Raw genomic sequence first — 21,979 nt, forward strand, 5'->3', positions numbered from 1 at the left:
CGTGTCAATCTATTAGGCGCTAAATGTTTTAGGTTAAAAGTGTATTACTAAATAAGACCTATGAAAAAGACCCTTGATTTCGCTATCAGGGGTCTTTTTTGTGACTTATTCAAACTGTTTTAATTTCTCTTCATATTTTTTTATCTGCTCGTCGTAGCCTTTAATCTTGGCATCAAACTCGCTAATCACTTCATCAAACTTAGCAGCTTGCTGCTGTTGGGCCTCACGCTGCGCTTGTTGTAGGCTCTCAAGCTCGGCGCTTTGCTGGGCTTCGATTTGCTCCCAAAGCTGATATTGCTTTAGCAGTCTTGCCAGCGCGGGTGTTTTGCTCACCAAATGCTCAGCCAGCTCCATATTGTTAAACACATCTGGGATTAAGGTGGCCACATTGAGGAGCGTATTGACCGCTTGAGCAGGTAAAGGCACCTCATCAGGTAAATATAAAGCCTGCATCGCCACCTGATAGCGGCGGCTAATCTCAACGGCAGTCAGTTCTTCTGGCTCTACGATCGGCACATTGGCAAGTGGCCAATTCCGAAAGGTGACCACCTCAGTTGATTCTGGTGCCGATGAGGCTGCCACTGCTGCAGTATTGTTGGCCACTTTAGAGCTATTAGCCGACGTTTGATTGGTCTGTTGTTGTGATTGGGTCTGACTTTGAGTTTTTGTCTCTGTATCGGCTGTGTTAGAGGCTGGCGCACTCTTATTAGATGTTGTTGTTGGTTGGCTTTTAGAGTTTGCAGGCTCAGAACTTTTAGAGTCTGAACTTTTAGGTTCGGGGCTGGGGCTGGAAGTTGGCTCATCGGCTGCTTGTAAGGCTTCATACTCTGCCAGCTCGCTTTGTTGTAGATCTAACATTTTATTGACAAACTCTGCTTCAAAGCTTGCGACATGATCAGCCGCCGCCGCACTCATTGGGCTTGATTCGGGTACTGTCTCTCCCTCATTGGGCGCCTGTTCTGAGGTGGTTTTATCGACATCTGCACTATCTGGTTGCGGCTGACATCCTGTAGCACTTAGCACACTAGCAAAGACAATTAACATAAACGATCGGGGCAAACGGCTGATGCTTAGATGAATTGGCAGATGCTGTTGGCTTAGAGCGGCTGTCTTAAAATCGGTCACTGCGGTTTCTCCATGTTTTTAATGTATATCCTACTCTCAATGTGTACTCTACTCTCAACGTGTACCCTACTCTGAATTGTTGAAATAGGCTATTCATTAAGATCTGCAGAATGAAGAAAAGGAATGCAAGCTTGCCACGCTTGGCAGTCTTTACCAAGCTCACGACGCACGAAGTAGTCTTGTACCATGCGCGCTTGTTGTTCAATGCCGTATTTAAAAAAGGATTTGCCTTCTTCTAATACATAGTCGTAACGTCGGTTGAGCACTGCTCCGCGTACTACTTTTAAACCCTGCTGTATCTGCCACACGTGCGTTAATTCGTGAATTAGCCAGCTCTTTTTGCCCAGCGACTGCTTACTAAAGTCTTCTATCCAGTCTTGTGGGTTAAAGTAGATATTACCATTGGGACTGACGGCATAGTTTTTTAGTACCCACCAAGCGGTCTTAAGGCGTACGTCGGTTAAGTCAAAATCTGCGCCAAAGACAGAATGCGCCATATCTATTTCTGCATCGGTCAATGCACGACTTTTTGCGGGTGCTAATTTAACTTTTTTAAAGATAGACCTTAAGCGGTTAATCGTATTAGATCGCATGTTATTCTCTTAAAACTGATGCTTTATAATTGTGCTTTGTACTAATTCTTTAAACTTAGAGTTTACGATATTTAGATTGGTAGCGGCTGGATATTATTTATCTATGCTTGTATTCATGCTTGCTGTACAGTGGTTCCAGAGGCGCAATAAACAATACCCAGTCGCTGTGAATGATCAAAATCCTGATTTATAAGGTTTGTTATGTATCCTACGATTTTAAATATAGAACCCCTTTTATTACAAATATCATAATGGATTAATATCCGTTAACTTGCAATTGTATAGCGTTTAAGTTGTAATCTAGATATTGTTATTATTAATGTGACTAGTGATATACATCTACTGCTCTAAACAAGGATTTATGTAGAATTAGCATTTGTAGCAACTGGGGATCATTTATTGACACGGTCTGAAAGGTAAAGCCAGACGTTTAATAAATAATCTCCAGTTGCCTATAAAATTTAAATACTGCTAGTCGCGTCAGTCCTAAATCTTAAACAATGCTATTTACCTAGAACTTATTTATATAACACCATTCCTTAAAAGGCCATCGACCTAACCCATGTCTCAACGTCCTAACACTGCTTCTCCTAACGCGATTAATACGTCAGCACAGAGCCTTCCTCATTCTGATATTCCGTTGGCCCAACGCTTGCGGCCGAAGACGCTCAAAGAAGTGATTGGGCAGGCGCATTTACTAGCGCCTGGAGCGCCTATTAGCCGCTTTGTTGAGAATAGCCATTTACCCTCGCTTATCTTACACGGTGAGGCGGGTATTGGTAAGACCACGATTGCGATGCTACTGGCGGATGCGGTGGGTCGGCCCTTTTATCCACTGTCAGCCATCAATACGGGCGTCAAACAGCTGCGTGAAGTACTGGATGCCGGTCAGAAATCAGGGCAGGCAGGGCTAGACTTTGCACCGCCTGTGGTCTTTATCGATGAGATACACCGTTTTAATAAAGCGCAACAAGATGCGCTGCTGGGTGCTGTTGAGTCTGGCGATATTACCTTGATTGGCGCCACCACTGAAAATCCGTCCTTCAGTGTCAACAATGCTCTGCTGTCTCGCTGCCAGATCTATCGGCTTGAACCGCTAGATCCAGAACAAATTGAGCAGCTATTGGAGCGTGCGCTAGCAACTGACACCCTATTATCGCAGTTAGACATTCAGCTCACTGCTGCTTCGCAAATTGCAAAGCTGGCACACGGTGATGCACGAAAGTCGCTGAATTTACTTGAGATGGCAGTACAAGCGGCGGATCATAACCAATCGCCTATCTTAATCGATGACGAGTTATTGTCGCGTGTGGCGCAAACGGCGTTGCAGCGCTATGACAAAGATGGCGATCAGCATTATGACATCATCTCAGCGATGATTAAGTCCGTACGTGGCTCAGACCCTGATGCTGCCTTATATTGGATGGCGCGTATGCTGGTAGCAGGTGAGCCACCGGAGTTTATTGCGCGTCGTTTGGTGATATTAGCCAGTGAAGATATCGGTAATGCCAACCCCAATGCGCTACTTCTGGCGGATGCTGCCCTGCGCTCCGTGAAAATGATTGGGATGCCTGAAGCACGTATCATCTTAGGTCAAGTGGTGGTGTATTTGGCGACATCTGCCAAAAGTAATAGCACCTATATGGCGATAAATAAAGCCATGCAATTAGCACAGCAAGATCAATCGCCTGTGCCATTGCATCTACGCAATGGCGTTACCAAGCTGATGCAGTCACAAGGCTACGGTGAAGGCTATGTGTATCCCCATGATTATCCCAATCATTATCATCCTCAGCAGTATTTGCCCGACAGCTTAGTCGGTACTCAATTTTATCACTATGCGGATAATCAACGCGAACAACACAGCTTACAATTTATGCAGTGGCTAAAGTCACAACAATCACAGAAGTCACATAAGTAATAAGTTTGCTAATATTCATCTGAGTTTAAGCTGAGATTAGAGGTTGTAAAGGCAGACACGCCGTCGCACTTTTATCAATACTATTGATTCAAACCATTTAATGGCTCTCGGCGTTAGTAAGCGTTACAATAGCCGACGATTAATCCTATTATACTATTTTTGAAAATTAAAATTTCAATAAAAACAAGCTGATGTTAACCTCAACTCGGAATAAGAATTTTTGTAGGCCATTGTTTTTTTGCGTTAAAAATCCATCCCCAACCCTTCCTTGGGAAAAGGACGGGAGCTAACCTTTCAAAAGTTAATGTCTAGATTTGGTATTATTTTCATCATTGGTATTAAAAATAAATAGTGATTAAATAAATAGTGATTAAATAAATAGTGATTAAATAAATAGTGATTAAATAAATAGTGACTAAATAATATAAGTTACATAATAAAAGAGATGACCCCCTATGGCACTAAATAATATTACAGACATCATTGAAGACATCCGAGCCGGTAAGATGGTGATATTGATGGATGATGAAGATCGTGAGAATGAAGGCGATCTTATTATGGCAGCGACTCATGTGAATAGTGAAGCCATTAACTTTATGATTACCCATGCGCGTGGATTGGTCTGCTTGACGCTGACTGAAGATCGCTGTCGCCGTCTTGAATTGCCGCTTATGAGTGACCGCAATCAGGCCAAATTTAGTACCAATTTTACAGTCTCAATCGAGGCCGCAGAAGGCGTGACGACCGGTATTTCTGCCGCCGATCGTGCACGTACGGTACAAGCCGCGGTGTCTGCCACTGCAAAAGCGGAAGACATCGTACAGCCTGGTCATATTTTCCCGATTATGGCGCAAAAAGGCGGGGTACTACACCGTGCAGGGCATACTGAAGCTGGTTGCGATTTGGCACGCTTAGCAGGACTTGAGCCTGCCGCCGTCATCGTTGAAATTATCAATCCTAACGGTACCATGGCTCGCCGCGACGATTTAGAAAAATTCGCCGCTGAGCATGACCTCAAAATAGGTACGATTGCCGACTTGATTAACTACCGCATTGCCAATGAAAAAACGGTCAATGAGGTCAGTCATCGCCCTATCGAGACTGACTTTGGTACTTTTATGTTGTATCAATTTAAAGAGTATGGCGCTAGCGAGACCCATTTGGCGTTGGTAAAAGGTGATCCAAGCGAAGGCGTTAGCACGGTACGGGTGCATGGCTTCCATCCCCTACGTGATTTATTTGCCGCCAAACGAGATGAGACCGGTCGCAGTGGCTGGAGTGTGCAAAGCGCCTTGGCAGAAATTAGCCAATCTGAACGTGGCGTACTGGTATGGATCGGCAGCAATCAGCCTGTCGATCTAGGCGACGTACTTGAGCGTGCTTATAACAACCAATCGCTATCGACACTCTCCAATCAGCCATACCGCAGTATTGGGGTCGGTGCTCAAATTTTACGTCACTTAGGCGTACGTGACATGCGCTTGCTATCGACACCGCTTAAGTTCAATGCGCTATCCGGCTTTGATCTTAATGTGGTCGAGTGCATTGACTCTCCGAACACGCCAGCGTCTTAATTTGGCAAGAAGCCGTATGTTTGACTCATCAAAGCCTGACTTAAATAATAAGCGAAATAATAAGCTGTCAAATCAGCTAACTCGTAAGCTAGCTGCTAATGTGACGCGCAAGCTTAAACCGATTAGCAAAGCCACGACACTATGGCAGCCCTATAATCCTGAGTTGCACTATATCGTCAGCTATGATGGGTTTAAGATTCCTGTTACCGTTATAGGCCCTAAAGAGGGGGATGATCAAGGTCAGCCTGTCACCCCTGTATTGTTACTACATGCCTTTGGTATGGATGCTCGGCAGTTCCTGCCCTTTATTTTGCCATTGGTGTCGCAGTATCGGTTTTATTTACCACATTTCCGTGGTTTTGGCTTGGCAGCTGATACGCCGTCGACTGAGTTTGACTTTATTGAGCAGTATGCTGATGATGTCGAGGTGCTATTGAGCCATATCTGCGACAGACATCAGACAGAAGCGGTGGATGTTGCCGCTATCTCGATGGGGGCGTTGGTGGTATGGGCGCATTTTAATCGCTATTGTGATAAGCAAGATAGTCGTGATTCTTCAAAACCAGCTCATTCAAAATCAGCCCATTCAAAATCAGTTCATTCAAAAATAACTCACTCAAAAATAGCCCGCTATTTAAATATTGACCAGTCTCCGATCGTGCACAATCAACCCGATTGGCAAGGCGGGGTATTTGGTGACAAACAGTACCAGATATTTGAGCAATTTAGGGAGGTACTGCAAGCTGCTCTGCCGTACCTTGATGCGCTAAACGTTTCTGAGTTCTCGCACCTGCCCTATCCTCTTAAGCGTCAGATTACTGAGATGGAAACCGCATTTTCATTGATGTCCGTCGATCGGTTGCCATCACGCTTATTGATCACAGGTACGGGTTACTTTCCTGCACATAAGCTAGCGTTGTACCAACACCCTACTTGGCAGCAGAAGCTACGCGGACTACAGGCTTATTTAGAGTTGCCTTATGATTACCGCAATGCCCTCCCCAATAACGAGACGCCCATCACCTTATTAATCGGTGGTCAGTCCAAACTTTACGACCCCGTCTGGCAACGTAAGCTAGCCTCTATCCTGCCTACCGCTAAAGTGATTGAAGTACCAGAATCTGGACATGCGATACCAATGGATGCCCCTATTCGCTTTGCGAGTCTCTTAAAGCAGTTTCTACAAGCCTAATATTTACAAACTAATCAAAGACTGAATAAAGACAGGTTAGATGATAATCATGCTTTGATTAACATAAGTCAACGCATAAGCCTTGGGTTTCGTGTCGTTACTGGGTACGCGACATATTCTACATACGATAACGATCGTTTGGATATAAAAATAAACTGTGTCTAAAAGCTGTCTATAAACCATCTACCAACTATCTAGAAACAAGCACCCTTTCAAAAAATCATTTAAAAACAAGTGTTCACCCGCCTTATCTACTTATGTTACTGATGGTTAAGCCTTGTTTCATAGGTCTGTATTACTTATACTGGAGATCGCTTTACCATATCCCCAAATGAATATACCTAAATGGATTTAAGTATGGATACTCTTTCTGTGGCATTATTGCCACTGGTGTTAGGCTTTATTATGTTTGCATTGGGACTTTCGATGCAAATGACGGATATTAAATATGTCCTTAAAGCACCTAAGCCCTTCTTCATTGGTTTTATCTCTCAATTAATTATCTTACCGTTAGTTACTCTGTTCCTGATCTTACTTCTCAAACCCGATCCTGTCTTTGCGTTTGGCTTTATGTTACTGAGCTTTTGCCCAGGCGGTGTCACCAGTAATGTGCTTAGTAAATTGGTGAATGGTAATTTGGCCTTATCGGTAGCGCTGACCTCGGTGATGAGCTTGGTCTCCATTGTGACGGTACCCATTTTTACAACCCTTGCTTATCGCTATTATTTGGGCGCAGAATCTGGGCAAGTGAGTATGCTGAGTATGGGGCTTAAGATGTTTTTAATCACTGCCTTGCCTGTTGGTCTAGGTATATTGGTCAATGAAAAGGCCAAAACTTTTACTGATAAACACCGTGATAAATTTATGAAAGTGGCGTTGGTGCTGTTTGTGGTGTTAGTGATCTTAGCAATCCTAAGTAATTACGAGGTACTGCTCGATGATACAGGTAAGATGATCATCATGATTACTACCTTGATTTTGTCTCTATTCACCATCGGTATTGGACTACCGAAACTGTTTGGTTTGTCTTGGCGTGATGCAAAAACCATTGGGATAGAAGTAGGTATTCAAAACAGCACGATGGCCTTGGCACTTTCGGGTCTATTGGCAGTGTCAATAGAGAGCATCGACACCGTTCTGCCTGCCTTTGCACTTCCAGCGGCCATTTATAGTGTGGTGATGTACGTGTTAGTCGTGCCATATATTTTATTGTTTAGAAAGTTTGAGTAGTGATGGGTGTTGTGTCGTTATTGGAAAATTAAGTGATAATATTAGTGATAGTAGGTAACCAGCATTATAATTTACGGCGGCTGGTAATCATTTATTGACACTGTCTGAGAGGTGAAGCCAGACATTTAATAAATAATCCCCAGTCGCCTATACCGGTTTAAGTAATTCTTTTATGGCGGCTGGTAATTATTTATTGACACTGTCTGAGAGGTGGAGCCAGACATTTAATAAATAATCCCCAGTCCGCCTATACCGGTTTAAGTAATTCTTTTATGGCGGCAGGTAATCATTTATTGACACTGTCTGAGAGGTTGAGCCAGACGTTTCATAAATAATCCTCAGTCCGCCTATGCCTGTTTAAATCATATTCTTTTATAACCTCGTTCTTAATTCTTGACGTAGGCTGTGGCTTTAGCCCAGCATTATTGATTAAAGGTTTTAATTTGCTGGGCTAAAAGCACCAGCCTACAGAGAGTTGGGGATGGATTTTCGGTAAAAATTCCCCTAAATCCCCCTTTGAAAAAGGGGGACTTGCCACCCTTTTCAGTATCTTTCAATAGGTGCAGTAAAAGTGCTACTGATAACTCAGTTATTAAGTTGAGAGTGAGGTATTATATTCTGTAAAATCATCTATCTTTGCCAAGCTTATTCAACCTACTAATCTATCAAAATACCTTCTATAATGTCTTTTTTAATCTCTTTTTTAACACTCTTCTTTAATCCTGCTTTGCCTGACTGCTTTGCCTGACTGATATGAAAAACTATTATGACTGATACTTTATTTGAGACCCAAGATTATAGCTATCCGCGACTTGATGATGAGATTCGGGTCAAGATGAAACGCTTGGGCCAGTCTATTGCGCGTTTAGAGGCGAATCTTATTACGCCCACTTCAATTTTAGAACAGACAGCAGACGCTTCTGAAACAGCAGAAAAAACAGCAGAAAAAACAGAAAAGTCTTCATCTTCAGCAAAAGCCTCTAAATCAAAAGCCTCAACATCAGCAAAAGAGCCCCCATCCGCGTCTAACAGTCAACTATTTAATAAAACCTTAGTCGACAACAATACAGTCCTGCAGCAAAGCACGGTGGACTATGCTGGCGAGCTCAATCCAAGCCAACTATTGGCAGCGACAACGGTAAGCGGTAAGGTATTGGTCATTGCCGGAGCGGGCTCAGGTAAAACCAAGACGCTGACTTACCGTACCAGCTATCTTATTGAAAATGGCGCTGCGCCAAACAGTATCTTGCTACTGACCTTTACCCGTAAAGCGGCTAATGAAATCAAGGGTCGGGTTAAGACGCTATTGGCAGACAGCTTAGGAGACCAACAAAGAGACAGTCGCCTCAATGTGGATCTTAATGCTATTACCAGTGGCACGTTTCACTCCTTTTGTCATATGCTGCTGCGCCGTTACTCGGGTCTATTGGGTATCAATCCAAGATTTACCATATTGGACACTGGTGACAGTGAAGATGCCATTGATCTTATCGTGAAAGAAAAAGGCTATGCCCGCAACAACATTCAACAAGCCTTCCCCCGTAAAAAAACCTTGCAAAACTTATTTTCGACCTCGCGCAATCGCCGTATTCCGCTACGGGATCTCATTGAAAATGACTCCCCCGACCTAACGATTCATATCCCTGAGATTGAGCAACTCGCCAAAGCATACCATCACTATAAACGTGCCAATCATCTGTATGACTTCGATGACATCATTAGCCAAGTGGTCAATCACTTAAAAAACAATACCCCCTTCCGTCAGCTGATCCAACAGACCTACCGTCATGTGATGGTGGACGAATACCAGGATACCAATTATCCGCAAAAGCAATTGATCGACTATATCTGTCAGCCGGATAATGTGTCGCTAATGGTGGTGGGTGATGACAATCAGAGTATTTATGCGTTTCGCGGGGCTAATTATGAAAATATATTGTTATTTGGCGACAGTTATCCCGAGGCAAAGCTCATCAAACTTGAGCAAAATTATCGTAGTACGCCGGCGATACTTCATTATGTCAATGCATTGTCTGAACAAATCACACTGGGCTATCAAAAGCAGTTGTTTTCAGATCTGACGATGACAGGTCATAAACCGGTATTATGTCGTCGTAGTCATGAGGCGGAAGAGGCCAAGTTCATTGCCGATAAAATAGTCGAGCTCAAGCCGGATCTTGACTATAACGACTTTGCCATCTTAAGCCGTACCTCGTATCAGTCCAACCATATCCAGCTTGAGTTTATGGAGCGTCAGATTCCGTTTATCGTGGTTGGGGGGATTAAGTTTATTGAAAAGCGTCATATTAAAGACATCTTGGCGCTGGTCAAGATACTGTATAACCCCAATGACTCAATTGCTTGGCATCGTATTCTTACCCTATTTAAGGGCGTGGGTGAGGTCACCGCCTCTAAGATAACGCAAGCCATTAATCATGACGGTAAGTCCCCCATAGAGGAGTCACTGCAGGCATTGCTTGACCCGAAACTCAGTAAAAATAAAGAACAGGTGACTGAGCTATGCCATGTGCTCATAAAAGCGGAGCAACACGCAACCGTTGCCGATACGCTCGAGACCTTGATTGAGTTTTATATTCCGATTCTTAAAACAGTCGAGGAAAATTGGCGAGAGCGGGCAGAGGACTTCCGAGTGCTGAAAAACTTAGCGCAAGAGCACAGCAGCTTGACGTCGTTTTTAGAAAATCTAGCGTTAGATCCCCCCAATGACTCGGTGGCAGTGTTGAATAAGCCCGATCAACAGGAAAAAGATGCGGTGACGCTATCGACCATCCATAGTGCCAAGGGGCTTGAATGGCCAGTAGTGTTTGTCAATGCATTGGTCGATGGGCTTATGCCTCATCATCGCTCAGTGCATGAGTTTGAAGCGTTGGAAGAAGAGCGGAAGCTGTTTTATGTGGCGTGCAGCCGTGCCAAAACGCATTTGTATTTGACGGCCCCTGATTATTTTTCGAGCTTTGCTGGTTACTTTGATAAGGTGTCACGTTTTATCAGTGAAGTGCCAGAAGACAGGGTGACGATAGAGGCGATCACGGCGCGCAAGCTGAATAGCCGAGGCAAGGGCATGAACAATGACAGCTCCCAGCATTTTAATCAGGGCGGCCGTTCAGACGATGATATGACAAATCTAAATAACCCTAATGAAAATGACCCTGAATGGTGGTAATCTTTAAGCATATATTTTTTAAATAATTGTTTTATAACGACTTTTAATAATTTTGTTAAATATTCAAATCTTTTAATGACTTTAAATAACTTTAAAAGCCTTAGTAGTAATGCCTCCCTTCATTGCTAAGTCACTTTCATTGTTAAGATTTCTTAAATTCATCGTCTAAAAGTCTTGTTAATTAAGGGCTGACACTGCGCGAAATATATCTGCCCTCTCACATTTAGCCCTATACTTTAATTCCCTACTCTTATAATATATATTTAAAATCCCGTTCTCAACTTCTTCTGATGCTCACGACACGACATTGGTTATACATTAGCACTAAGCACTGACTTAATATGCTGAATGCAGTATTTTTAAAGTTTTCAAATGCTTGCACCTACTATGGTTAGTGTTGTCATGATCACGCAAACTGACACACAGGGCAAAGGCGGAATTTTATTGGGTACTTGAGTTTATTTAATGCTAAAATAACGAAATTTTTAATATTGACTCAAAAGCTTCATAATTAGGCGGTAGACTCGTTAAGTTTTAAAAATGGCTTATTTATCAGACTGTTAAAGCAATCATTAGCCAATTCGGCAGACAGACCAGCAGATAGTTCAACAGATAGTTAAAGAAGCGACTAAATAGCCCATTAAATAAACAATTAAATAAACGATTGATTAAAACATTAAATAGACGACAGCGACATATTAGACTAGATCCACAAAAGGTAGATAGGTACACATGACTGTTATTAAACATTCTAAATCAATGCTCGCCAACACCACCCTAGCCGTTCTGATTGCAGTAACGACGGGTTGTGCGACCGTCAATTCAGGCTTACAGTCAGGTGAATTGCCGCCTCAAGGTGCGTTTATTGCAGAAAACGGTATGCAGTTTAATATCCAACCGTTGAGCATGGCCAATTTACCGCCCTCCCCTACTTATGCCTCACGCAATGGCTTAAAAAATGCGCGGGTACACGAGCTGTTAAGAAACCCACGCGGTTCTGAATATCGTATTTCAACCAGTGATATCCTAAATATAAACCTGATTAGCTATCCGGAAATTACGCCTCCCAATACGACATCGGTTAATACATCTAACCCCTACGCATCAGGCTACCCGGTCGATCAACAAGGCTATATCCAGTTTCCATTGGTCGGGCGCGTTAAAGCTAGTGGCCTCACCGTCAGTCAATTTACGGCAAGCTTACGCAGTCAACTACAGCGTTATTTAAAGTATCCTGATCCTCAGGTGAAGATCGTTAACTTCCGAGGCAGTAAGTTCTTTATCGATGGCGAAGTACGTCAACCCGGCGAGTTTAATATCGCGGATGCCCCCGTCTCTATTTATGGTGCTATCTCGATGGCGGGCGGTGCCACACCTGAAGGCGACTCAAATAGTGTGGTGCTGCTACGTAATGGGGTACGATACGAGCTTGGATTGCGTGACTTGCAAGATCGAGGCATCTCAGCCAGCCAGATCTATTTGCAAGATGGGGATACCCTACATGTCAATAGTCAAGATCGCAATAAGGTCTATGTGTTAGGTGAGTTTGGTGAAGTGAAGCCTTTAGAGATCCCTGAGCAGGGCATTAGCTTGTCGCAAGTGATCGGTGAGTCGAAAGGCCTTAATTCTCTCACTGCCAATGCGGCGAAAGTGTATGTGGTACGCGATCATGGACAAGCGTCTTATACCGACATCTATTATGTCAATCTACAAACGGTGACCAACTTGGCGTTGGCCAATCGATTTGAGATGCAGCCTAATGATATCGTCTATGTCGATCCGACTGGCTTAACGCGCTGGTCTCGATTTATCAACTCGATCTTACCGTCAACCTCAGCGATCCGTCAAATAGCGACACTGTAGATGGTTAGAGCCGTTTAGACTGTTTTAGCGTTTTGTAGTATTTTAATAATTTTAGGACTTGTGCATAGTTAGAATTTGTGGCGACTGGGTATCATTTTTTCGCTTGCTGTACAGTAGTTCCAGAGGCTTCATAAATAATCCCTAGTCGCCTTAAGCACCGAAATCTAGTTTTTTTTCATAAGTTTTATATTTTTATTTGTTTTAATATTTTGAGTGATACCCTATGGCATTTGACAATATATTGGTAGTTTGTATCGGCAATATCTGTCGTAGTCCCATGGCAGAAGCGTTATTAAAACAGCGCTTCCCCAATAAGCATATTGACTCTGCTGGTGTAGGCGCCTTGGTCGGACATGCTGCAGACCCTGCCTCTATTAAGCTTATGGCAGATCACAATGAGATTGACATCGGCGATCATGTTGCTAAGCAAATCGATGATGACTTGGTACGCAAAGCAGATCTGATCTTTACGATGTCAGACAGTCAAACCAAATGGATCGAAGATCGCTGGCCGTTTTGTCGTGGTAAGACGTTTAAGATGGGTCATTGGCGCGATAAAGATATTGCTGACCCGTATAAACATGAGATCTCAGCGTTTGAGACGGCTTATAATGACATCGTTAATAGTATTGACGATTGGCAAGACAAACTGATGTAGGATGTCTTGCTCTACATACGACGGGCAAACCACTTGCAAACCAACTGCAAACGGCCTGCAAACATAGAGCCGTCTGATCTCGTATAATTGTCACACTTGATATAACCCTTGATTTAGATATAGCGAAACCATATGAGTAAAACAGTGCCAAACCCTGCGACCAATACCGCCACTCCTCAGGACGATGAAATCGACCTGATTGCGCTATTGTTGACCCTCTTAAATGGCTGGAAGACGATTCTGGCTTGTGCATTGATTGGTTTAGTGTTGGGTTTCACCTATAGCCGATTTGTGCAGCCCACTTATAAGACCGATGCGCTAATCCAAATCGATGATAAGTCTTCGGGTATAGCTGCACTTGGTAGTAATATCTCTGAACTGGTCGGTGAAAGCACCAGTCCTGCAGAAACGGAACGTGAGTTAATCAAGTCACGTATGGTACTTGAGCCAGTCGTTCAGCAGCTACATTTGGATATTCGAGTGAGCGATCCTGCTATAGGGGCGTTAGATCGTATCGCTCAGTCACGCGTACCGACTCAAACGAGTACTGATCAAGGGGTGGTATTAGACACCGAAGGCGGGCAAGTACAAATCGCAAACTTTAAAGTACCATTAGCTTATCAAGGTAAACCCTTTAGCTTAGTTAAGACTGATACGGGCTTTGATCTCAGCATTGAACTCGATAAAGAAATCGTGCAATACAGCGGAACTATAGGCTCACCCGTCACACTCGCTACCCCAGAGGGCGAGATTAAGTTGCATGTGGTATCACTGCCAGCTGACGGACATACGATTACTATCAGCAACTTATCCACCCCCTCTGCTATTGACGCACTCAGTCAACATTTATCCGTTTCTGAGCGCGGTAAACAAACCGGTATTGTACAGTTGACGCTCACTGGCGAAGATCAACAACAAGTGAGCCGAGTATTATCTAATGTGGTGCAGTCGTATGTCGATCAAAACTTGGCTCGTGGATCGGAGCAAACCACGACTACCATTAAGTTTATGGAGTCGCAGATACCACAGCTTAAGCAAAAGCTTGAACAGTCAGAAGAAGCATTTAATAAGTTCCGCGAAAAGTACGGTACTATCGATGTTAGTAAAGAATCGGAGATACTCCTCAATGAAAGCGCACAAATAGAGCGACAACTGAGTGAGCTTAACTTAAAGCAAGCGGAGCTGTTAACGTATTATACCGAAGAGCATCCGCTCGTCATTCAGATCAATGATCAGTTACAAGTACTTAATGCTCGACGTCAAGAGATCAAAAACACCTTATCAGGATTGCCTGAAGTACAGCGTCAGTTCTTACAGCTGTCACAAGATATGGATATCAATCGTGAAATCTATCTAACGATGTTGAAGAACTACGAACAGCTTAAGATTGCGCAAGCCGGTGAGATTGGCTATGTCAGAGTGGTTGATATGCCAATTAATACTTATCGTCCTATTGCTCCAAGAAAGCTAATAATATGGCTACTATCATTAATACTAGGTACCTTGATTGGCTCGCTACTAGTATTGGCTAAAAGCGTACTACGTAATACGGTTAAAGATCCGGAGCGCTTGGAAGCCAAGACTGGGGTACCGGTTATCGCCACCATCCCACGTTCTAAGACGTCATTTAACTTGAGTAAAAATAATAACAAGAACAGCCGACGTTTATTAGCAACCATCGAGCATGATGGACTGAGCTATGAAGGGATTAAAAGCTTACGTACGGCGTTGATGTTTTCAATGCCTCCTGTTAGTAAGATTAGTTCGCTCATGGGATCGCGAAGCATTCGCAAAGTCAGTGAACTCAATAATGAAGAAATAACGACACAGGGCAAAATCATCGTCATCAGTGGTGAGTCGCCTAGTATTGGTAAGTCCTTTATCGCATCCAACTTAACAGAGACATTCTCTCAGTTAAACAAAAAGGTGCTGATCATCGATGGTGATATGCGCCGTGGTGAGTTGCACCATATCTTTACCGTCAGTCAAAATACAGGGCTCGGTGACTACCTAACAGACTCTGTTGGGTCTAATCTTGCAGACTATATACAGTCGACCAGCTATGACTTCATCGACTTTATGCCACGTGGTAAGCATCCTAATAACCCTGCTTCGCTATTGTCAACAGATAAATTTGCCACTATGATGTTGCAACTGGTCAGTACCTATGACTATATTATAATTGATACACCGCCAATCTTAGCCGTATCAGATGCGCTCATTACGGCTCAGTATGCGGATAAAGTCTTACTTGTGGTTCGCTACAATGATTCGATCGAAGGTCAAGTCACCTATGCGATTAAACTAATGCATAAGGCCAATATCATTGTAGATGGCATCGTGCTAAATGATGTGGTACAAGGACTCACTGATAAATATAGCTACCACTATAATTATGCGTATGGTAATTCGAAAGATTAACAAACAAATATGCGCCTTTTACAGTAAGTTAAGCACTAAATTTTAATTACAACGTGTTAATCTCATAGCCTGGCACATCAAACTAGTGATAGAGCAATGCAACACGATCCTAATAAAAGCCGTCATGATAAAACTACGATGAGTAATGGTAGTGACCGTAGTAAAAGGCGCCTAACTCATCATCGTGAATCAGACGTTCGCCCAACGACTAAGCTTAATGATATGGATGATACTACTGGTCTAAGAAAAGTTGCCGAATGGCTATTGGAGTTACCACGTCCAGCTAAGCAAGCCATTTTGTTAATCGTGGATTATGCGGTTTCCATATTGTGTTTATTCTTGGCGTTGTCTTTACGTCAAGGGGTTTTTGATGTCAATGCTAGTCCCTTATTGGTCTGTTTATATGGCTTAGTCCCTATCGTTGGGCTATATGCCATTGGCTTTTATCGCGGGGTGACACGTATATTCTTTGATACGGATATGCGCAAAGTGCTGTTGCTGTTTGTGGCTATCTTGGTTTTGTTTACTCTGGTCTATTTGCTTGATGGCATCAGTAGTATTCCGCGCTCCGTGCCGTTGCTCTATTTATTTATGTTGTTAATTTGGCTCTGGGGCAGTCGACTTTTCTTCCGCGACTTACTGCTGCGTCTGCAAGGCAAACCTGTCTATTATAATGATGGTCATGGCACTTCTGATCGAGATAAAGTGATCATCTATGGTGCTGGGAGTTCTGGCACTGCCCTACTTGACACTCTTCAAGGCTCACCTCGCTATCAAGTCGTCGCATTTGTCGATGATGACAGCCGACTAGCCGGTGGACATATCTTAAATAAGAAAATTTATCCTTCTACCAAGATTGAGACACTCGTCAAAGATCTGGATGTGGCTCAAGTGTTTCTAGCGATGCCCTCCGTCAGTCGCCAACGACGACGCGAGATAATCGATCGTTTAACAGAGATGTCCCTTAAGATCAAGCAACTGCCTAGCCTGCATGATATCGCTGAAGGTAAAGTGACGGTCAGTACCATGCGCCGAGTGGATATCCTTGATGTTCTGGATCGGCAAACGGTAGAACCTGATCAAAGATTACTGGCTAAAAACATTAGAGATAAAAATGTACTGGTGACTGGTGCTGGTGGCTCTATTGGCAGTGAGCTATGTCGGCAAATTATTAAAAACAGTCCTAAGTGCTTGGTCCTATATGAGCTGTCTGAATACGCACTGTATGCTATTCATCAAGATCTACTGGCTTGGCAATCTCAACACCCTGATCATAATCAAACTGATATAATCGCCCTTTTGGGAAACGTAAACAATCAAGATAAGTTAGCTAAAGTATTTAATCGATATAACATACATACTGTGTATCATGCGGCAGCTTATAAACACGTGCCCATTGTTGAATTTAATCCCTTTGAAGGGGCTATTAATAATGCCAAAGGCACTTATCATTGTGTCAAAGCGGCAGTGGAGTCACATGTTGAAACATTTGTATTAATTTCTACCGATAAGGCAGTACGCCCCACCAATGTGATGGGGGCATCTAAACGAATGGCAGAGCTGGTATGTCAAGGGTTTAGTGAGCAGAAGCATAATACGACCATCAGTATGGTTCGCTTTGGTAATGTACTCGGTTCATCAGGATCCGTCGTGCCTTTATTTACGAAACAAATCGCCAAGGGTGGCCCTATAACGGTGACGCATCCTGAAGTGACCCGCTACTTTATGACTATTCCCGAAGCGGCGAATTTAGTGATTCAAGCTGGGGCAATGGCGCAAGGCGGAGAAGTCTTTGTACTCAATATGGGCGAGCCTGTGAAGATAGTTGACCTTGCTCGTCGTATGATACATCTTAGTGGCTATGAGGTTAAAGATAATACGCACCCAGATGGAGATATCGAAATCGTATTTAGTGGTCTACGTCCGGGCGAAAAATTATACGAAGAGCTGATTATTGGTGATGACAATGTTGAGCCGACCGAGCATCCACTCATTATGCAAGCGCGTGAGCATAGCTTTGCTTTGACTAAAATAGAAGCGACGCTTAACGAGTTAAACACTCACTCTCAACAGCATGATATAGATTGGTTAAAGCAGCAATTTATCCATTATGTAGATGGGTATAAACCGAGTTAATTTCAGGCTACTATTAGATATCTTGAAGAACATATAAATTTTAAACGTAAAGGTGATCCATGTTAATACTAGAAGACATCAAAATTGCAGTAATAGGTTTAGGCTATGTTGGTCTTCCTTTAGCGGCTGAGTTTGGTAAACACCGCCCTACCATTGGTTATGATATCAATGAAGCTCGTGTCAATGAGTTGAGAAATGGTACGGACAGTACTCGAGAAGTAGAAAGTGAGGAATTAAAGTCTGCAAATCACCTATCGTTTACAACAACTTTAGAAGATTTAGCGGACGCTAACTTTTACATTATTACTGTCCCTACTCCCATTGATGAAAATAATGCGCCTGACTTAAGACCCCTTGAGAGTGCCTCATCTGCGGTAGCTAAAGTCATTAAGCAAGGGGACATTGTGGTATACGAATCGACGGTATATCCAGGTGCCACGGAAGAGGTGTGTATCCCAATCATTGAAAAAGAGTCTGGGTTAGTTTTTAATAAAGACTTTTATGTCGGCTATAGCCCAGAGCGTATTAACCCAGGTGATAAAGTTAATACACTAACTAAAATTACTAAAATAACGTCAGGTTCTACGCCAGAAGCCGCCGACTTAATTGATAGATTATATGCTTCCATCATTAAAGCAGGCACTTATCGTGCCAGCTCTATTAAAGTCGCTGAAGCGGCCAAAGTCATTGAAAATACTCAACGTGATCTAAATATCGCTATTGTCAATGAGTTTGCCAAAATATTTAATATTATCGGTATCGATACTCAAGCAGTGTTAGATGCTGCTGGCAGTAAGTGGAATTTCCTTAAGTTTAAGCCTGGCTTAGTTGGTGGACATTGCATAAGCGTGGACCCTTATTATCTCACTCATAAAGCACAGGAAGTCGGCTATCGTCCTGAAGTTATACTGGCAGGTAGACGTATAAATGATGGTATGGGGCAATACGTAGCCACTCAAATGGTCAAGAAGTTGGCTAGAAAGAAAATCCATATCGATGAGGCGAAAGTTCTGGTTATGGGTTTTACCTTTAAAGGCGACTGCCCAGATACCCGTAATACCAAAGTCATTGAAATTATTAAAGAGCTAAAAAGCTTCAATATTAATGTCGATGTGTATGATAGCTGGGCCAGCAAACAAGAAGTCAAAGATCATTATGATATTGAGCTCATTGAGGAACTTAAAGAGGGCTACTACGATGGCGTTGTTATTGCCGTTGATCATAGCGACTATAAAGATCTAGGTATCGATTATATTCGATCATTAGCTAAAGACAATCACGTGATTTATGATGTTAAATACGTGTTTGATGAAGGTGAAACAGATATTCGTCTTTAGTAGACATCTCTATGTTTGTTTTAGACTTAAGATAGTGTATTAGAAACTCATATTAATCTTTTAGAAAATCATAATTAGGACTTTACTATGAAAAACTTTGCCTTAATTGGTGCTGCTGGCTATATCGCCCCAAGACATATGAAAGCCATTAAAGAAACAGGTAACACTCTAAAAGTTGCTTACGATATAAATGATTCTGTTGGTATCATAGATAGCATCTCACCTAACAGCGAGTTTTTCACACAGTTTGAAGCATTCAGCAACTACTGCTATAACTTAAAGCGCTCTGGTAATCAGAAAATTGACATCGTATCAGTGTGTTCGCCCAATTATTTGCACTACCCTCACATCGCCGCTGGACTAAGAATGGGTGCTGATGTGATTTGTGAAAAGCCGCTTGTGCCTACCGAAGCTATTTTAGATGAACTGATCGAGATTGAAAATGAAACAGGACAGAAGGTCTATAATATCCTTCAGTTGCGTCATCATGACGCCATATTAAAGCTTAAGGATCAGATCGCAAATGACAACCGCTCAGATAAATATGATATCGAACTAACCTATATTACCTCTCGTGGTAAATGGTATTTAGAAAGCTGGAAAGGCGATCTTAATAAATCCTTTGGCATTGCAACCAATATTGGGGTGCATTTCTTTGATATGCTGCATTTCATCTTTGGTGAGCTAGTGGAGAGCGAGGTCTACTATACTGGAGATACCAAAGCTGGGGGCTATCTAGAGTATGATAAAGCACGTGTGCGTTGGTTCTTATCTATTGACGCTAATGACTTACCTGAAAGCGTAAAAGGCAAGCAACCTACTTACCGTTCGATAGATATCGAAGGTGAAGAAATTGAGTTCTCTGGTGGATTTACTGACTTACATACGGTGTCCTATCAAGAAATCTTAGCAGGCCGTGGTTACGGCTTAGAAGATGCAAGATTTAGTGTTAAAACGGTGGAACACATTCGTCATGCACAAGATAAGGTGAGCGACGATTCCAGACTACATCCTTATGTCAAAAAATTGTTAGCGGAGCGCACTTAATGTCAAACTCTATAGATAAGTCTGTATTTATTCATGACTCTGCAATAGTTGATGACGGTGCTACCATAGGTAAAGACAGCCGCGTGTGGCACTTTGTCCATATATGTGGGGGTGCCGTTATCGGTAAGAAATGTTCGTTAGGTCAGAATGTATTCGTCGGTAATAAAGTCATCATTGGTGATGACTGTAAGGTTCAGAACAACGTCTCTGTCTATGACAATGTTACCTTAGAAGACGGTGTCTTTTGCGGACCGAGTATGGTATTTACCAATGTATATAACCCCCGCTCATTTGTAGATAGAAAATCCGAGTTTATGAGCACTCTAGTAAAAACCGGCGCTACATTAGGGGCAAACTGTACCATAGTCTGCGGTAATACTATTGGTAAGTTCGCTTTCGTTGGTGCTGGTAGTGTCGTCAATAAGGATGTACCAGATTATGCGTTAATAGTGGGTGTGCCAGCCCGACAAATCGGCTGGATGAGTGAGTATGGTGAACGATTAGAATTACCTCTCTCTGGTAGTGGCGAGGCGTTTTGTGAACACACTGGAACTAAATATACGTTAGCTGATGGTATGCTAACCAAAGAGGTATAATCATGCAATTTATTGATTTAGCAGCGCAACAAGAACGTATTAAAGATAAGCTACAAGCGAATATTCAAAAGGTATTGGCTCATGGAAAATACATTCTTGGACCAGAAGTTCAAGAGCTTGAAGAAAAGCTATCCGAATACTGTGGCGCTAAATACTGCATCACCTGTGCGAATGGTACCGATGCATTACAAATTGCATTAATGGCGCTTGGTATTGGTCCTGGCGATGAAGTCATTACACCTGGGTTTACCTATATCGCAACCGCTGAGACTGTTGCCTTACTAGGCGCAAAACCAGTCTATGTGGATATTGATGCGAAAACGTATAATATGGATCCTAGCTTATTAGAATCTGCCATCACTTCTCATACTAAAGCGATAATACCTGTTAGTTTATATGGTCAATGTGCTGATTTTGATGCTATTAATTCAATAGCTGCTAAATATAATCTACCGGTTATTGAAGATGCCGCGCAAAGCTTTGGCGCCACTTATAAAGGTAAAAAATCTTGCAATCTGACTACGATAGCCTGTACTAGCTTCTTCCCTAGCAAGCCTTTAGGCTGTTATGGTGACGGTGGTGCAATATTTACCAATGACGAAGAGTTAGCAACTATCATTCGTCAGATTGCCAGACATGGTCAAGATCGCCGTTATCATCATATCCGTATCGGAGTAAACAGTCGGCTAGATACGTTACAAGCAGCTATATTACTGCCTAAGCTCGAGATATTAGAGGATGAAATGCAGGCCCGTCGTCAAGTTGCCGCTACTTATACTAAGCTACTTAATGAAGCAGATATTACTACTACTCCTGTAATTGAAACGCATAATGAAAGCGCTTGGGCTCAATATACCATTCAGGTAGAAAATCGAGAACAATTACAAGCCAATCTTAAAGAGCAGGGTATACCTACTGCTGTACACTACCCTATCCCGCTAAACAAACAACCCGCTGTTGCGAGTGATGCTAAGTTACCTGTGGGTGATGCAGTAGCTCAGAAAGTTATGAGCTTGCCTATGCATCCATATTTGAACGTTGCAGATGAAAAGTTAATAGTAGATTTAATTAAAAACATTTAGGATATCTCGATAACTGCTCC

15 protein-coding genes are annotated in these 21,979 nt (G+C 42.7%); 13 read left to right on the plus strand and 2 right to left on the minus strand.

The annotated features are described in order from the left end of the window. Positions 1-105 precede the first annotated feature (105 nt). Both AC21OG_RS03405 and AC21OG_RS03410 read right to left on the minus strand, forming a co-directional pair. The gene (locus AC21OG_RS03405) at positions 106-1,125 is read right to left on the minus strand and encodes a hypothetical protein (RefSeq protein ID WP_487377817.1); all 1,020 of its coding nucleotides are present in this window, start codon (positions 1,123-1,125) and stop codon (positions 106-108) included. An 89-nt stretch (positions 1,126-1,214) separates the two neighbouring features. Continuing rightward, complete coding sequence (locus AC21OG_RS03410) at positions 1,215-1,718, minus strand: type IV secretion protein Rhs (RefSeq protein WP_487377816.1); 504 nt, start codon at positions 1,716-1,718, stop codon at positions 1,215-1,217. Positions 1,719-2,280: 562 nt separating this feature from the next. Here AC21OG_RS03410 and AC21OG_RS03415 point away from each other — a divergent pair. The 13 genes from AC21OG_RS03415 to AC21OG_RS03475 all read left to right on the plus strand — a co-directional run bounded on the left by AC21OG_RS03415 (position 2,281) and on the right by AC21OG_RS03475 (position 21,959). After that, positions 2,281-3,639 (plus strand): replication-associated recombination protein A, encoded by a 1,359-nt coding sequence (locus AC21OG_RS03415; RefSeq protein WP_487377815.1) that lies wholly within the window; start codon positions 2,281-2,283, stop codon positions 3,637-3,639. 455 nt (positions 3,640-4,094) lie between these two features. Beyond that, the gene (gene ribBA, locus AC21OG_RS03420; protein WP_487377814.1) at positions 4,095-5,213 is read left to right on the plus strand and encodes a bifunctional 3,4-dihydroxy-2-butanone-4-phosphate synthase/GTP cyclohydrolase II; all 1,119 of its coding nucleotides are present in this window, start codon (positions 4,095-4,097) and stop codon (positions 5,211-5,213) included. Positions 5,214-5,229: 16 nt separating this feature from the next. Further along, a complete protein-coding gene (locus AC21OG_RS03425; protein ID WP_487377813.1) occupies positions 5,230-6,405 on the plus strand; it encodes an alpha/beta fold hydrolase in 1,176 nt (391 codons plus the stop codon). A 357-nt stretch (positions 6,406-6,762) separates the two neighbouring features. Continuing rightward, positions 6,763-7,635, plus strand: a complete 873-nt coding sequence (locus tag AC21OG_RS03430) for a bile acid:sodium symporter family protein (RefSeq protein ID WP_487377812.1) — start codon at positions 6,763-6,765, stop codon at positions 7,633-7,635. A 766-nt stretch (positions 7,636-8,401) separates the two neighbouring features. Further along, a complete protein-coding gene (locus tag AC21OG_RS03435; protein ID WP_487377811.1) occupies positions 8,402-10,819 on the plus strand; it encodes an ATP-dependent helicase in 2,418 nt (805 codons plus the stop codon). A gap of 732 nt (positions 10,820-11,551) precedes the next feature. Continuing rightward, positions 11,552-12,682, plus strand: a complete 1,131-nt coding sequence (locus AC21OG_RS03440; RefSeq protein WP_487377810.1) for a polysaccharide biosynthesis/export family protein — start codon at positions 11,552-11,554, stop codon at positions 12,680-12,682. Positions 12,683-12,905: 223 nt separating this feature from the next. Further along, positions 12,906-13,340, plus strand: a complete 435-nt coding sequence (locus AC21OG_RS03445; protein WP_487377809.1) for a low molecular weight protein-tyrosine-phosphatase — start codon at positions 12,906-12,908, stop codon at positions 13,338-13,340. Positions 13,341-13,472: 132 nt separating this feature from the next. Beyond that, a complete protein-coding gene (locus AC21OG_RS03450) occupies positions 13,473-15,761 on the plus strand; it encodes a polysaccharide biosynthesis tyrosine autokinase (RefSeq protein WP_487377808.1) in 2,289 nt (762 codons plus the stop codon). A gap of 222 nt (positions 15,762-15,983) precedes the next feature. Next, complete coding sequence (locus AC21OG_RS03455; RefSeq protein ID WP_487377835.1) at positions 15,984-17,897, plus strand: polysaccharide biosynthesis protein; 1,914 nt, start codon at positions 15,984-15,986, stop codon at positions 17,895-17,897. Between the two features lie 59 nt (positions 17,898-17,956). After that, positions 17,957-19,234, plus strand: a complete 1,278-nt coding sequence (gene tviB / locus AC21OG_RS03460) for a Vi polysaccharide biosynthesis UDP-N-acetylglucosamine C-6 dehydrogenase TviB (RefSeq protein ID WP_487377807.1) — start codon at positions 17,957-17,959, stop codon at positions 19,232-19,234. Between the two features lie 87 nt (positions 19,235-19,321). Continuing rightward, positions 19,322-20,281: a Gfo/Idh/MocA family protein gene (locus AC21OG_RS03465; protein WP_487377806.1), complete on the plus strand. Its 960-nt coding sequence runs from the start codon at positions 19,322-19,324 to the stop codon at positions 20,279-20,281. Further along, entirely contained in the window at positions 20,281-20,877 is a 597-nt protein-coding gene (locus tag AC21OG_RS03470) for an acyltransferase (protein ID WP_487377805.1), read from the plus strand. The genes AC21OG_RS03465 and AC21OG_RS03470 overlap by 1 nt, the downstream gene beginning before the upstream one ends. Further along, positions 20,877-21,959 (plus strand): DegT/DnrJ/EryC1/StrS family aminotransferase, encoded by a 1,083-nt coding sequence (locus AC21OG_RS03475; RefSeq protein WP_487377834.1) that lies wholly within the window; start codon positions 20,877-20,879, stop codon positions 21,957-21,959. Before AC21OG_RS03470 ends, AC21OG_RS03475 begins: the two co-directional genes overlap by 1 nt. Positions 21,960-21,979: the final 20 nt, after the last annotated feature.

The organism is Psychrobacter sp. CX5, from assembly GCF_057621535.2.